Below are 16,041 nucleotides of genomic sequence, written 5' to 3'. Positions count from 1 at the left end.
AATTTTTACGAATTAATTTTCACACTATTTCAATAAAAATTTAGTGTGAATTAGTAGAATTCGTGGCAAAAGAAAAATCTGCGTTTATCTGCTGAATCTGCGTGAAAAAAACTGCTGCCACGAATTGCAAGAATTTTCACGAATTAATTTTCGCACTATTTCAATAAAAATTAGTGGAAATTAGTGGAATTCGTGGCAAAAGAAAATTTCCCAAATCTGCGAAAAAAAATCGCTCGCAGATTTGGCGGATTATGCAGATAAAAAACTTTTAATTCGGGTTAAAAAACATTCATATTAAGAAAAATCAAAATGAAAAAGTCTGTCATCATAATATCGACCTTGCTCTTTACCACTGCTTTTGTTGCACAGAACAAAGGTTTAGTGGGCAATTCCCAAAGTCCATATTCTAAATTGCAAAGCGTTGGTCTTGATGAGGTGCGCTGGACAAATGGTTTCTGGAAAGAACAATTTGATGTTGAAACCAAAAATACATTGCCGTATATGTGGAATTTGTATCATAATGATTCGATTTCACATGCGTATAAAAACTTCGAAATTGCAGCAGGTTTAATGAAAGGAAAATTTAGCGGACCCTCTTTTCATGATGGTGATTTTTATAAAATTTTTGAAGGAATGGCGGCCACTTATGCCACTACAAAAGACAAAAAACTAGACTTGGAAATGGATAAAGCCATTGCGCTTTTTGCCAAAGTGCAGCGCAAAGACGGTTATATTCATACTCCGGTTTTAATTGACGAACGTTGGGGGACTTTAGGCCCGGAAGAAGTTAAAAAACAACTCGGTTTTGAGAAATACAATATGGGACATCTAATGACGGCTGCCTGTGTTCATTATCGCGCCACCGGCAAAACCAACTTTCTGGATATAGCCAAAGGAGTTGCCGATTATTTGTATGATTTTTATAAAAAAGCATCACCGGAATTGGCGCGAAATGCCATTTGTCCATCGCATTATATGGGAATTGTGGAGATGTACCGAACTACTAAAAATCCAAAATACTTAGGACTTGCCAATAATCTAATTGATATCAGGGGAACTACCAATGACGGTACAGACGATAATCAGGACCGGATTCCGTTTCGGCAGCAGACAACAGCAATGGGACATGCCGTGCGAGCCAATTATCTGTACGCGGGTGTAGCCGATTTGTATGCCGAAACAGGAGAAAAGAAATTATTAGAGAATCTGGAATCTATCTGGGATGATGTAGCGTATCGAAAAATGTATATCACGGGAGCATGCGGTGCCTTGTATGACGGTGTTTCGCCGGACGGAACTTCGTATGATCCAACAGTGGTTCAAAAAATTCATCAGGCGTACGGAAGACCGTTCCAACTGCCAAATGCAACGGCGCACACGGAAACCTGCGCCAATATCGGAAACGTATTGTGGAACTGGAGAATGCTGCAGATTACAGCAGATGCCAAATATGCTGATATTGTAGAATTGGCACTTTACAACAGTGTCCTGTCCGGAATTGACCTGGAAGGAGAAAAATTCTGTTACAATAATCCGTTGAATGTTTCTGATGAGCTGCCTTTTCAGCAGCGATGGGGAAATGAGCGTGAGGGTTATATCAAATTATCTAACTGCTGTGCGCCAAATGTGACCAGAACAATTGCCGAAGTGGCCAATTATGCCTACAATCTTTCAAAAGAAGGTTTGTATGTGAATTTATACGGAAGTAATACTTTAAAAACCAAAACTTTAAACGGGGAAATTCTGGAAGTGGAACAGCAGACCAATTATCCATGGGATGGAAAAATTGTTTTAAAAATCGTAAAAGCTCCCAAAGAAGCACAGCCTTTTTTCCTGAGAATTCCCGGATGGAGCCAGAATGCTTCGATTGCTGTGAATAATCAAAAAATCGATGGCAAGGTGATTTCAGGATCTTATTTCCGAATCAGCCAGAAATGGAAAAAAGGAGATGTTATCGAACTAAACCTTCCGATGCCTGTTGAAGTAATGGAGGCTAATCCTCTGGTGGAAGAAGTGAAAAATCAGGTAGCTGTAAAAAGGGGACCTCTTGTTTATTGTTTAGAATCGGATCAGCTTCCGGCAAACACCAGTGTGAATGATGTTGTTTTGAATGTCAATTCTAAATTCACGACGCATTTTATTGATTTAGACCATCGAAAAGTACTTAGTATTGAGGCAGATATTTCTGTTCCTTCAGATACCTCATGGAATAAAACGTTATACAAACCAATTTCAACCCACGAATGTAACTCCTTTACCGTAAAACTGATTCCCTATTTTGCATGGGGAAATAAAGGAAAAGGCGAAATGACGGTTTGGATGTCCCGTTAATGCCATCTCAGTTCGGTAGTTGTGAATAAAAAACTTTCAGATGGCAATTGATAAGTTCGTTATTATAAAGAATTGCGTTTCCAAAGTAAAAAACAATCAGAAATACCTGTTTTGTTAATCAGAATTTACCTTTTAAAAATATTTTTTTTTCAAAAACTGGTGACGTAAATCCTGTCTTTTATTGTAGGTTTTTTATCCGGAAAAACTTTTTAATTTTAATTAAAAGTAAACGAAAAATTACTTTCTCTTAATGAAGTGTAATTACTTACATATCAAGGGCTAATTGCTTTGTTTTAAGAAATAAACAACTTATTGTTGATTTTGGTGTATTTTTTTCTGTTTTAGGTCTAAAAAGGAATACTGTATTCAATAATGCTCAATGATGCCAGTCCTATTTTTTGTTTAGTCTATTTTTTCTTTCCTTTTTTTATTAATATTGTTTTTTTAAGTCTACTTTTTTGTGATTTTCCGATTAGGGCAGGATAGAGCAGGACGGTTCTAATGTATCATCGTTATATTTTTGGGATATAGAAAATAAATGTGTTTTTGACATTTAATAAAATGTTAAGATTTAATTAAATGTTATAAAAAGAATACCTTGTTTTTTAAACATGACTAACTAACAATAAATAACCTAACCAAAAAAAACATTTATGAAACAAGCACTTATTAAAAGATGTAGTTTTCTTTTGTTTACCTTAATGAGTGTACTTGGTTATGCTCAAGAATCAAGTAATGTTATTGTAACGGGAACAGTTACCGATAATTCAGGACTTCTTTTACCTGGAGTTAACGTAACCGAAAAATCTTCCAAAAATACAGTAACAACAGATTTCAACGGACAATACAAGATTAAGGTAAAGAGCGGAGGAACATTAGTTTTTTCTTTCATCGGAATGAAGAAAATAGAATTACCATTAAATGGACGCACTATTGTTAATACCAAAATGCAGGATGATTCGAACCAGCTGGATAATATTGTTGTGGTGGGTTATGGTACCCAGAAAAAAAAGGAACTTACCGGAGCTATTGCTACGATCAAGGCAGATGATTTAATGGATTTGCCCGTTACAAATTTATCTGATGCATTAAAAGGATTGGTTGCAGGTGTTAACGTTACCAGTGGAACTGGCCGTCCTGGCGAAGCAGGAAGTGTCTCAATTCGTCAAACGTTTAGTTTGTCTAAAGATGGAGGTTTTAGTGCTCCTTTGATAATCATTGATGATATGATCCAGGTAGACCCGAGTAATGGTAAGCCTACATTAGAACAATTCAATAGATTAGATCCTTCTGAGATTGAAAGTATTACTGTCTTAAAAGATGGTTCTGCTGCAATTTATGGTTCCCGTGCTTCACAAGGGGCAATTGTGGTAAAAACGAAACGTGGTAAAGCGGGTAAAGCGAAATTCTCGTATAACAGCCAGTTTGCTGTAAATGATGCGGTTAGTCATAGCAAAGTATTGAATGCTTATGAATTTGGCGTATTCAGTAACAGATTTTTTAACTCAAGAGTGACTGCTCCAGCTGTGATTGATCAGGCTACTATATATTCAGCTTCAGAACTTGAGCAAATGAAAAACTTAAATTATAACTGGTTAGAAGAGGCCTGGAGACCGGCTATTCAGCAAAAACACTCGTTCAACGTGAGTGGAGGGACTGAAGATATTACGTACTTTGCAGGTGCAACGTACCTGACACAAGACGCTAATTTAGGGTATCAAAAATATGATAAGTGGAATTTCCGTACAGGTATTAATGCGAAAATCGCTAAGAATTTAGATCTTTCTGCCTCTGTTTCCGGAAATGTTGGATTTACCGATAAATCGTTTACTAAAGCGTCCTCTAATATCAGTGACGGAAGTTATGCTTCTGCAGCTGGCGGAGAACAAGCTGATTATGGATTCTTACTACATATGCCGCAACATGTGCCCTGGCAAACAACTATAGAGGGTAACCAATATTACGTATCTCCATTTCCTAATTCAAACAAAAACTTTGGAAGTGCCAATGCAAATAATAATATTGCCGGCTGGAACTATTTTGCCAATTTAAATAACGGTTCGCATCAAACTACTGATGATAACACATTCAATGTAAATGCTTCATTAAATTATAAGGTAGCTGCAGTTAAAGGATTGTCTTTCAAAGTAAGCTATTCAAGAAATCAAAGTTCATCTTATAATGAGCAGATTCAATTACCTTATGATTTAGCCAGAATTAGAGATTACCAACTTCAGGACAAACACCTAGCAAGTGCTGCTAATCCTGGTTTTTATAATGGATCAACTAATCCGACAGGAAGTTATATTTTAGAAACAAACGTTAGAAACTCAAGAGTTTATTATAATAATACAGATAGCAAAAGTACTCAGGGAGATTTCCTGATTAATTATGACAGAACTTTTGGAGATCATCAAATTGGAGCCATGGTAGGTGGAGAGGCTTCAGAAACCTATAATACTTTTACACGTTTGGCTTATGAGAACACCGGAAAAGATTACTTAGGTGATTATCGTACAGCTGGTACCTTAAGTACTTCTAATAGTCAGGCTACAAAAGTAGAAGGAGGAACATTATCTTATTTTGGACGTCTAAATTATAGCTTTAAACAAAAATACTTGTTCCAGTTTATTCTGCGTAGCGATGCTTCGACAAAATTTGCACCGGAAAATTATTGGGGAACTTTCCCATCAGTTCAATTGGGTTGGGTAATGTCGAAAGAAAGCTGGTTTGAAAAAAGTGTACCGTGGGTTGACTTCTTTAAAATTCGTTACTCAATTGGTAAAACCGGTAAAGATAATATCGGTCCGTGGAGATGGGAACAGTATTATGATCTTATTGTAGATAAAGGTTTTCAGTTCGGACCTGGTACAGCTACCGGTGGAGGTGGATTTAATGGAAATGGTTTGACGCCAAGAGTAAATCCAAATAGAGATGTAACATGGGATACGACTATAAAAAATAACGTGGGAGTTGATATTAATTTGTTGAAAAACAGATTAAGCTTAACCTATGATTTCTATTATGATAAAAATAAAGAAATGTTAACAGATATGAGCAGTGCTGTAGGTGTGCCAATTTCTGTAGGAGGAGCTTATGCTGAACAAAACTATGGTCAAATTGATGCATGGGGATCAGAAGTTGGCATTAACTGGAGTGATAAGATAAAAGGTAAAATGAGCTATAATGTTGGAATCAACTTTAGTTATAATAACAATGAAATCAAAAAATACCCTGATCAGGGAAATGTTGTTCCATCTAATAACACTTCGCGAGTAGGTTATTCATCATTCAATCCGGTGTGGGGATTTGCAACCTGGAAAGGAACATCAACAGGAGACGGTATTCTGCGTACCGATGAAGATATTGCAAATTACTGGGCCTATTTGACAGAACGTGCTAACGCAGTTGGCGGGGTACCAAGATATTTAGATATTAACTCAGCATCCGGAATCAGAAAAGGATCTTTGGCTTATCAGGATGTTGCAGGACAACTTAATCCGGATGGAACATTAGCACCGGCAGATGGGCAAATCATGAAAGAGAATGATTATGTGAAATTAGCCAACAGCAGCAGAACGTATAATGTGATAACAAATTTAGGTTTTAGGTATGAGGGATTTTCTTTAAGAACCCAAATATCAACTTCATGGGGAGGCGCTAATTTTGTTGATTTAGTAAATCAGGGTACATCATCCGCAAACAGTATGTGGTCCCGCGAGAGTTTCTGGAAAGATATGTATGGGGAGGATAATCCAAATGGTAAATATCCGAATGTGGCGCAATGGGCCTATATTTCAAGTCCGTCAGATTTCTGGCAGGTGAACACTTTCCGTTGTTTTGTTAGAAACTTAAGTGTAAATTATGATATCCCTAAGAAAGTTTTTGCAGATACGAAAATCGCTGCTATGACATTGGGTATTACAGGTAATAATCTTTGGGATTTATACAATCCGTATCCGGATCATTACAGAAATATGTATGATAATTCTTCAGTAAATTATCCGACACTTAGAACCTGGTCGCTTAACTTTAACGTATCATTCTAATCAAATTAAAAAGTAATTATGAAAACACCATTTAAATATATAACACTATCACTATTACTTGCTGCAGGTGCCGCTTCATGTAGTGATGATTTTCTGAAAGATAAGAAAGGGTATGGCTTTTATGATGATACGTTCTACCAGACTCAGGAACGTGCACAAGCCTATGTAGATAATCAATATTATGATTTTTATAATGCTTATAAGTCTCCTATTTCTACGGTTATTGGTTCTTATACAGATGCAAATTCAAGATTAACAGAGGAATTAGGAGGAACACAGGATTTTATCAATCCGAATAAAACCCTTATCAACTCGGCTGATGCAAGTAGTTATTATGGAGCAAAATTAGCAACAAGTATAAATAATCATCCCTACAACAGAATTAGGGAATGTAACGCTTTCTTAGAAGAAATTGATGTAAAAGGTTCAAATCTTGATAAGACATTTCGCGATCAGGCAAAGGGGCAGATGTATTATATGCGTGCCATGCAGTACTTTGATTTACTGCGTGTTTACGGTGGAGTTCCTATTGTTACTACTGTAGAGGCAGCTTCAGCTGACGATCCGTCTATTCAGCTTCCGAGAGCTAAACCTTCTGAAGTGGTAGCGCAAATTGTAAAAGATTTAGATCTGGCAGCAACTTTGTTGCCTGGTAATTGGGGAGCAGGTGCTTACGGACGTTTTACCAGAGGCGCGGCTTTAGCTCAAAAATCCAGAGTTCTTTTAACTTTTGCAAGTCCGCTGTTTAATAAAAACTGGGATGGTTCAAATGAGCGCTGGGAAGCCGCTTTGAAAGCCGGATTAGAAGCAGAAGCTCAATTGACCGCTGATGGCTACGGACTATATGGAAGCTCAGCGAAACAATGGGAACAAATGTTTTTGATTGACAATGCTTTTTGCCCGGAAGCAATCACGGTACAGCTTTGTGGAATTGGTGTTACTTCTCAGGCCATTAATAATTCCTGGGAAAAATCAATTCGCTTGCTAAGTTTAGGCGGAACAGGCGGCGGAGTAGCAGCACCTAAAGAAATGATCGACCTGTTTCCGTTGGCAGATGGTAAAAGACCAACTGCTGCAAATGGGTACAATGATTTTACTTTCTTTCTTAACAGAGATCCAAGATTTTACAGAACGTTTGCTTTTTCAGGGGCTAAATGGGGCTCAAAAGAAACTCCTAATTCCGTTCTTTGGGCGTATCGTTGGGTAGATGGCTCAAATAAAGCAGGTTTTTCAGATGGAAACACCGCAATATCAAGCCCGGCTTTCGTTAGAAAAATGACTAATCTGGCAGCTAGTAAAGAAACTAACTTCCAGTATTCCGGAACAGATATCTTTGAATATCGCTATGCTGAGTTATTATTGAATATTGCAGAATGTTATGCGGCTTTAGGTCAGACCAACAATACTTTAGCTTATTTAGGAAGAATTAGAAATCGTGTTGGCATACCTGCTGCAAACAATTATGGAATAGGTACATTAACAGATAAATATCAGGCAATTGAAGCCGTTTTATATGAGCGCAGAGTAGAACTGGCATACGAAGGAAAACGTTTTTGGGATGTTCAGAGATGGATGTTATATGATAATGAAGTGCTTCCCGGAGTTACCGGAGGAACTGTAAGTAAATTAGGTTTAGCTCCAATTAACGGGACACAACGTACAGGTAACTTTTTACAGTATAAAGTTGCAACAACTTCTACCAGTACAGATCCTTTGGCAGCTGCCCGTGCAAATGTGGTGGCAGATCCGGATGCTGCAAATTTCGGAACACAGCTCACAGCTTTGGCAGCATTTTATAATGCAAATTTTATTCGTACACCATTACTTACGCCTATGGACAATTTTAACGGCGTTGCAGTAAATATTAAATTCAATCCAAATTATTATATAAATGGTCTTAATACAACTGCACTGACTTCAAATCCATGGTTGTTACAAACGATAGGATGGAATGATAATTTTGGTGGACAGGGAACATTTAATTACCAGGAATAAATTTTAAGATCAAGACAAGTATTATATAAAAACGTTTCACCTGTATTCTTTAAAAAAGTACAGGTGATTTGTTTAAAAAGAATTACCCCAATTAAAAATTAGTATGAAAAATATCACTTTACCGGCTATTTTCCTGTTGTTTTTAGGAAGTTTCCAATGTTTCGCACAATATCCCAAAATAAGCCCGGAAGTTCAGGCACAATCGAAAGTTATCATGGATGAAGCGGATAAACTTTCTGACGAAGCCTGGGAAAAAGCGCTTGTCGTTATCGAGGAAGAAGCCAAACACGGCAAACCTTATATTCCATGGGCATCCCGTCCAAATGATTTACCACAGGCAGAAATTCCTGCTTTTCCCGGTGCTGAAGGAGGAGGAATGTTTACTAACGGAGGTCGTGGCGGAAATGTCTACACGGTGACAAGCCTAGAAGACAGAGGTCCCGGAACTTTACGTGAAGCATGCGAGAAAGGCGGAGCCAGAATCGTTGTTTTCAATGTTTCCGGAATTATCAGAATCAAAAGCCCTTTAATTATTCGCGCTCCTTATATCACTATCGCAGGGCAAACCGCTCCAGGAGATGGTATTTGCGTAGCGGGGGAATCGGTTTGGATCAATACACATGACGTAGTAATCCGACATATGCGTTTTCGAAGAGGAGAAACTTTCGTAGGCCGCCGTGATGATGCCATTGGAGGAAATCCGGTGGGTAATATCATGATCGACCACGTTTCTGCTACCTGGGGATTAGACGAAAATATGTCCATTTACAGACATATGTACAGTCCTGGTGCTGGTTATCCCGACGAGAAGAAACCTACGGTGAATATTACGATTCAGAACAGTTTATTCGGAGAAGCTTTAGACACTTACAATCACGCTTTTGGAAGTACTCTGGGAGGAGAAAATTGTTCGTTCATGAGAAATATGTGGGCAAGCAATGCCGGAAGAAATCCTTCAATTGGATGGAACGGTATTTTCAATTTTGTAAACAATGTTATTTACAACTGGTATAACAGATCTACAGACGGAGGAGATTATACTGCCAACTATAATATCATCAACAACTTTTATAAACCGGGTCCTGTGACCGATTTGACACAGCCAATCAGCTATAGAATCCTAAAACCGGAATCAGGAAGAAGCAAATTGCCTTATATGGTATTTGGAAGAGCCTATGTAAACGGAAATGTTATCAATAATAACGAAAAAGTTACTAAAGACAACTGGGACGGCGGAGTTCAGATTGAAAACAAAAAAGGAGAGTTAATGGGGTATGAGGAAGCGAAAACGTATTTCGATAAAATGAAAAGCGACAGGCCATTTCCAATGCCCTGGTTCAACAAAATCATGACTGCTGAAGAATCGTATGACTTTGTACTTAAAAATGTAGGGGCAACTTTGCCAATCAGAGATAAAGTAGACGAAAGAATTGTTAGAACCGTTAAAACCGGAGTTCCTGAATACGCAAAAGGATTAGAGAAAAAAACTTTCTATCAGTTTGAACACAGACGCTTACCGATGGATTCCTACAAACAGGGAATTATCACCGATATTTCGCAGGTAGGAGGATATCCGGAATACAAAGGAAAACCGTATACAGATACAGACAAAGACGGTATGCCGGACAAGTGGGAGAAAAAACACGGTTTAAATCCGAATGATGCCGCTGATGCAAAGTTAGATACCGACGGCGATGGTTATGGTAATATCGAAGAGTACATCAACGGTACAGATCCAAACCAAAAGACAGACTGGAAAGACCTGAGCAACAATCACGAAACGCTAACCAAGTCTTTACAAGAATAATTAAAAAAAAATCTGCCTGATCTGCTAAATCTGCGAGAGAAAAATTTAGCTCGCAGTTTATACAGATTTTCACAAAAAGCATTGCAATTAATAATTCTTTATTAAAATGAAATCAATCAAAAATAAAAGTGTTCTGATCCTGTTACTGGTATTTTGTACCGGTATTGCGCAACAACATTCAGATCCCGAATACATCAAAGTTACCAACGAAAGAGCGGCAAAAATTGTTGCCAAACTAGCGTTGAATAATATTGAAAAAGAAAAAGCAGTAACAGAGATAGTAGCTCAGCAATTCAGAGATTTAAGCGCTATTCAGGATCCAAGAGATGCTGAAATCAAAAAACTGAAAGACAACAGCAGTTTATCAAAAGAAAAGCAAAATGAGAAAATTGATAAACTAAAAGAAAAGGCAGACCAGTCCATAGAAAAATTACACAAAGCCTATCTGAAAAAATTAGGGACTCAACTGACCGAAGAAAAAATCACTGAGGTAAAAGACGGAATGACCTACGGAGTGCTGCCTATTACCTATGCGGGCTATCAGGACATGCTTCCCAATTTAACAGCCGGACAAAAAGACTATATTTATAAAGCTCTTGTTGAAGCGAGAGAGCATGCAATGGACGGAGGATCTTCTAAAGAAAAACACGGCTGGTTTGGTAAATACAAAGGAAGAATCAATAATTATTTATCAAAGCAGGGTTACGATCTGAACAAAGAAAGTGCTGATTGGCATAAACGTGTTGAGGAACGAGAAAAGCAAAAAGCAAAAAATTAAGTTCTACTGAGACCTGACAGGTTTTTAAAACCTGTCAGGTCTCTATCGAAAACTAAACAATCTGATTATATTCTCATGCAAAATAATTTTCCCAGCCGTACTTTAAAAAGAACATTTTTGGCATTGTCATTTTGTTCTTTAGTTTCATCAGCCTACGCACAATATCCTGTCATCCCAAAACCGGTTCAGGAAAAAGCCGATGCCCTTTTAGCCGATGAAGAAAAAAGGCTTCATGAAATATGGGTCAGCAATGCGGCTATTATTCAGGAAGAAGCCAAACAAGGAAAACCATATTTACCTTGGGCTTCCTACCCTAAAGATTTTGTACAGGCAGCTATTCCCGCATTTCCGGGAGCAGAAGGCGGAGGAGCATTTACGCAGGGTGGCCGCGGAGGAAAGATTTTTGTAGTCACCAGTTTAGAAGACAGCGGAAAAGGAACCTTCAGGGAAGCCTGTGAAGCAGTGGGGTCAAGAACAATTGTGTTTAATGTTTCCGGAATTATCAGATTGCAGAAAAGAATCAGCATGCGTGCGCCTTACGTAACCATTGCAGGTCAGACTGCTCCGGGTGACGGAATTTGCATTGCAGGTGAAACATTGGAAATAGACACGCACGACGTAATCATCAGACACATGCGTTTCAGACGCGGTGCAACCGAAGTCACCCGAAGAGATGATGCGCTTGGCGGGAATCCGATTGGGAATATTATTGTCGATCATTGTTCTGTTAGCTGGGGATTAGACGAAAATATTTCCCTTTACAGACATCAGTTTCAGGCCAACGAAAAATCTAAATTAGAAAAATTACCGGCTTGCAATATTACCATCCAGAATACTATTTCATCAGAAGGCTTAGATACTTACAATCACGCTTTTGGAAGCACGATTGGTGGATTAAACAGTACCTTTATGAGGAATTTATGGGCCGATAATATTTCAAGAAACGCTTCTATCGGAATGTATGGTGATTTTAATTTTGTGAATAATGTGATTTTCAATTGGTGGAATCGTACTTTAGACGGTGGCGATTATCGTTCGATGCTGAACATCATCAACAATTATTTCAAACCCGGGCCTATTACGCCAACAGATCAGCCTATTGCGCACAGAATCGTAAAACCGGAATCAGGTTATATCGAACCGAAACAATACGGAAGGGCTTATGTAGCGGGCAATTATATGGCTGGTTCACCTGAAGTTACAGCGGATAACTGGAATGGAGGAGTGCAATTGGAAGATCTTTCTGCAGAACAGACTAAATCTTTTTTAGAAAGCATCCGACAGCCGAAACCATTTTCAATGCCGCACATTACGATCATGAAAGCAGAAGAAGCGTATGAATTTGTCCTGAATAATGTTGGGGCGACTTTACCAAAAAGAGATGCTGTAGACGAAAGAATAATTAAACAGGTGAGAACCGGAAAAATAGAATCGAAAGATGGCTTGGAGAATGCTATTGGAAAGGAATTCATTAAAAGAAGACTTCCTGCGGATTCTTATAAAAAAGGAATAATCACCAGTATCGAACAAGTAGGAGGTTATCCCGAGTACAAAGGAAAAGCCTATAAAGATTCTGATAATGACGGAATTCCCGACAACTGGGAGAAAAAATACGGACTGAATCCAAACGATGCCTCTGATGCAAACAAGGATTCAAACGGTGACGGATATACCAATATCGAGAAATATTTTAACGGAATTGATCCAAAAGAAAAAATCGACTGGACAAAAACTGAAAATAATACCGATACATTATCTAAATTGTCAAAAGGATTATTACAGTAAAGAAGTGAGTCGCGGTTTTCAGTCACAGTTTTAACCTGAAACTTGAAACTTGAAACCTGAAACTTGAAACCTGAAACAAAAAACACAGTTTTCATTCTAAAATTATAATAAAGTGAATTTTATCCAGCTAAAAAATATCATTTTTCTTCCAAAAGATAAAATCGGTTTGTTCCTTTTTGTATTGCTTTTTAGCAGTGCGATGGCTGGACAAAACACTTTTCCGGATATTGTCAAAACCAAAGAAGGGAAACTTTCTTTTACGGCAGATCAGTTAGGAAACCGGATTCCTGATTTTTCTTTTGCCGGATACCGTTCATCAGAAAAAGCAATTCCGAATCCTGAGAATAAAATTTTTGTCCCAAAACAAGAAGAAGATGCTACCCAAAAAATACAAACTGCGATCGATTATGTCAGTACTCTAAAGCCGGACCAAGCCGGTTTTCGCGGTGCGGTTCTTTTAGATAAAGGCACATTCAAAATCAAAGGAACCTTATACATCAGAAAATCCGGAGTAGTACTTCGTGGAAGCGGGAACACCGAAGAAGGAACGATTCTTTTAGGAACAGGCTTAGAAAGAGAAGCCTTAATCAGAATTCTGGGAACAGATGATCGAAAATACAAGGAGACTTTCGAATTGGCAAATGGCTTCTTTCCTTTAGGAACACAAAAAATTCAGCTTAAAAATGCGTCAAAATTAAAAGTTTCAGATGAAATTATCGTCAGTAATCCATTAACTGATAACTGGATCAGGGAACTAAAAATGCAGGATTTTGGCGGAGAAACTTCCTGGATCGGATGGAAAAAAGGAGATTGGGATATGAACTGGAACAGGGTTATCACCAATATCAAAGGGAATGAAATTACGCTTGATGCCCCGTTAACGATGGCTTTAAACGAATTATATGCTACGGCAAAAGTAATTTCCTATTCCTGGCCGGGAAGAACAGAGCAAAACGGAATCGAAAATATTTTAATAAAATCGACTTTTAATGCGTCAAACCCAAAAGACGAAGAGCACAGATGGCAGGCCATTAGTATTGAAAATGCCAGAAATGCCTGGGTAAGACAAGTTAATTTTAAGCATTTTGCAGGAGGAGCCGTTACCCTTTTAAAAACAACACAGCAAATCACAGTGGAGGATTGTATAGCAACAGAACCGGTTTCTGAAATTGCTTCTTTCAGGCGTTATACTTTTTACACAGAAGGGCAGCAGACCTTATTTCAACGCTGTTATTCCGAATACGGATATCATGATTTTGCAGTTGGAGGTTTTGGTACGGCAGGCCCGAATGTATTTGTACAATGTGAATCGCATTTGCCTTATGAAAATAGTGGCGCAATCGGAAGCTGGGCAACCGGAGTTTTATTCGATATCGTAAACATTGACGGAAAAGCATTAAGTTACAACAACAGGGAACAAGGCGGAAGAGGCGCAGGATGGACAGCGGCCAATTCTGTAATCTGGGAATCATCAGCGTCGAAAATAGAATGTTACAGTCCGCCGACAGCGCTTAACTGGGCATTTGGAGTCTGGGGACAATTTGCAGGAAACGGAATCTGGAAAGATGTAAACGGACATATTAGTCCAAGAAGTTTATTCTATACCAAATTAGAAAGCCGTCTCGGTACACTTCCCGTAAAACCTTTCATTTACGATCTGGGCTCAGAACCTTCATCAAGTCCAACGGTTGAGGTTGCCAAAGAATTGACTCAAAATTCAGTAAAAACAGCAATGAGTTTACCGGAATGGATTGCAGAAGCGTCGAAGTCAAATCCGATAAATACCGTCAATTCAAAACTTAAAAATGCAGATGATTTAAAAATTGCAGCAGCGAATAAAACAACAGATTCAGCTTCAAAAATAAAATCCGAAAACGGCCTGCTTACTTTTGAAGGAAAACTTATCGCCGGAAAACAAATGAATACGGCCTGGTGGAGAGGAAGTCTTTTAGATAATGATGTAACCAAATCACTGCCACACGTGACACGTTTTGTGCCGGGAAGAACCGGAACCGGACTTACAGACCAAATAGAGGAAGTAGTGGATTATCTGAAAACGAATCATACGATCGCGCTGGAACACAATTACGGCCTATGGTACGACAGAAGAATGGATGATCACGAACGTGTTCGCCGTATCGATGCCGATGCATGGCCTCCGTATTATGAGCAGCCCTTTGCCAGAAGCGGACAGGATTTAGCATGGGATCACCTGAGTAAATATGACCTGACCAAATTCAACGATTGGTACTGGAACCGTCTGGCGTCTTTCGCGAATCTCGCAGAAACAAACGGGCAGCTGCTAATCAACCAGCAATATTTTCAGCATAATATTTTAGAAGCCGGAGCCCATTGGGCAAGTTCACCCTGGCGTTCGGCAAACAATATCAACAGCACCGGTTTTCCGGAACCGCCGCCCTATGCAGGAGACAAAAGGATCTTTATGGCAGAGCAGTTTTATGATATTAATAATCCACAGCGAAGAAAATTACATCAGGGATTTATTCGTAAATCATTAGAGAATTTTCAGGATAACAGTAATGTCATTCAGTTGACAAGTGCCGAATATACGGGGCCGTTAGAATTTATGCAATTCTGGCTGGATCAAGTTCAGAAATGGAAAGATGAAACCGGTAAAAAAGGACTTATTGGTTTAAGTGCCACTAAAGACGTACAGGATGCTGTTTTAAAAGATGCCAAAAGAGTAAAAACAGTTGACGTAATCGATATCAGATATTGGTATTACAAAGAAGACGGCACAGCATATGCCCCGGAAGGCGGGGTGAATTTAGCACCCCGTCAGCATGCAAGAAAACTGAAAACAGGAAAAGAAACCGAAAATCAGGTGTATCGTGCCATTCGGGAATACCGTGATCCCTATCCTGAAAAAGTGATTTTGTATTCGACCGATGCATCTTCAAGATTTGGATGGGCTGTTTTAATGGCAGGAGCTTCATTGCCCAACATTCCAACAATTGAATTGCAGCAGTTTTATGCAGCACTTTCCGAAATGAAACCCGTGGAAGGAAATACTTTTTCAGATGCAGTTTGGACATTGGAAAACAAAGGGAAAAGTTATCTTTTTTATCTGAAAAACGATCAGGATGTGTCAGTTGACTTAGCAGGTTACAAAGGCACCTTTGAAGTATATGCCATTAACGCTTCGACAGGAGCTTTAACGAAAAAAGCAAACATCAGCGGAGGTAAAAAAATCGTAATTCCGAAAATTGAAATTAAAGAAAAAGTACTATTCATACTAAAAAGAAATTAGCCACAGATCGCACAGGCGAAACGGA

At 38.6% G+C, this 16,041-nt stretch carries 7 protein-coding genes; all 7 read left to right on the top strand.

The window, feature by feature from the left end:
* Positions 1–309: 309 nt before the first annotated feature.
* The 7 genes from LPB89_RS16170 to LPB89_RS16140 all read left to right on the top strand — a co-directional run bounded on the left by LPB89_RS16170 (position 310) and on the right by LPB89_RS16140 (position 16,016).
* Positions 310–2,331, top strand: a complete 2,022-nt coding sequence (locus LPB89_RS16170; protein WP_230702721.1) for a glycoside hydrolase family 127 protein — start codon at positions 310–312, stop codon at positions 2,329–2,331.
* A 653-nt stretch (positions 2,332–2,984) separates the two neighbouring features.
* Positions 2,985–6,380 (top strand): SusC/RagA family TonB-linked outer membrane protein, encoded by a 3,396-nt coding sequence (locus tag LPB89_RS16165; protein WP_230702720.1) that lies wholly within the window; start codon positions 2,985–2,987, stop codon positions 6,378–6,380.
* Between the two features lie 18 nt (positions 6,381–6,398).
* Positions 6,399–8,375 carry a RagB/SusD family nutrient uptake outer membrane protein gene (locus LPB89_RS16160; RefSeq protein WP_230702719.1) on the top strand — a complete coding sequence of 659 codons (1,977 nt, stop codon included), beginning with the start codon at positions 6,399–6,401 and terminating at the stop codon, positions 8,373–8,375.
* Between the two features lie 103 nt (positions 8,376–8,478).
* Positions 8,479–10,182, top strand: coding sequence for a polysaccharide lyase (locus tag LPB89_RS16155; RefSeq protein WP_230702718.1), 1,704 nt, complete (start codon positions 8,479–8,481; stop codon positions 10,180–10,182).
* Between the two features lie 106 nt (positions 10,183–10,288).
* The gene (locus tag LPB89_RS16150) at positions 10,289–10,960 is read left to right on the top strand and encodes a DUF3826 domain-containing protein (RefSeq protein ID WP_230702717.1); all 672 of its coding nucleotides are present in this window, start codon (positions 10,289–10,291) and stop codon (positions 10,958–10,960) included.
* Between the two features lie 75 nt (positions 10,961–11,035).
* Complete coding sequence (locus tag LPB89_RS16145; protein WP_230702716.1) at positions 11,036–12,745, top strand: polysaccharide lyase; 1,710 nt, start codon at positions 11,036–11,038, stop codon at positions 12,743–12,745.
* Positions 12,746–12,857: 112 nt separating this feature from the next.
* Positions 12,858–16,016: a DUF6298 domain-containing protein gene (locus tag LPB89_RS16140; RefSeq protein ID WP_230702715.1), complete on the top strand. Its 3,159-nt coding sequence runs from the start codon at positions 12,858–12,860 to the stop codon at positions 16,014–16,016.
* The last annotated feature ends 25 nt before the right edge of the window (positions 16,017–16,041 follow it).

The sequence above is a fragment of the Flavobacterium sp. ENC genome (assembly GCF_020991415.1).
Lineage (GTDB): Bacteria > Bacteroidota > Bacteroidia > Flavobacteriales > Flavobacteriaceae > Flavobacterium.
Note: the sequence above shows the minus strand (reverse complement) of the source record. Positions and strands in the feature narration are given on the sequence as shown.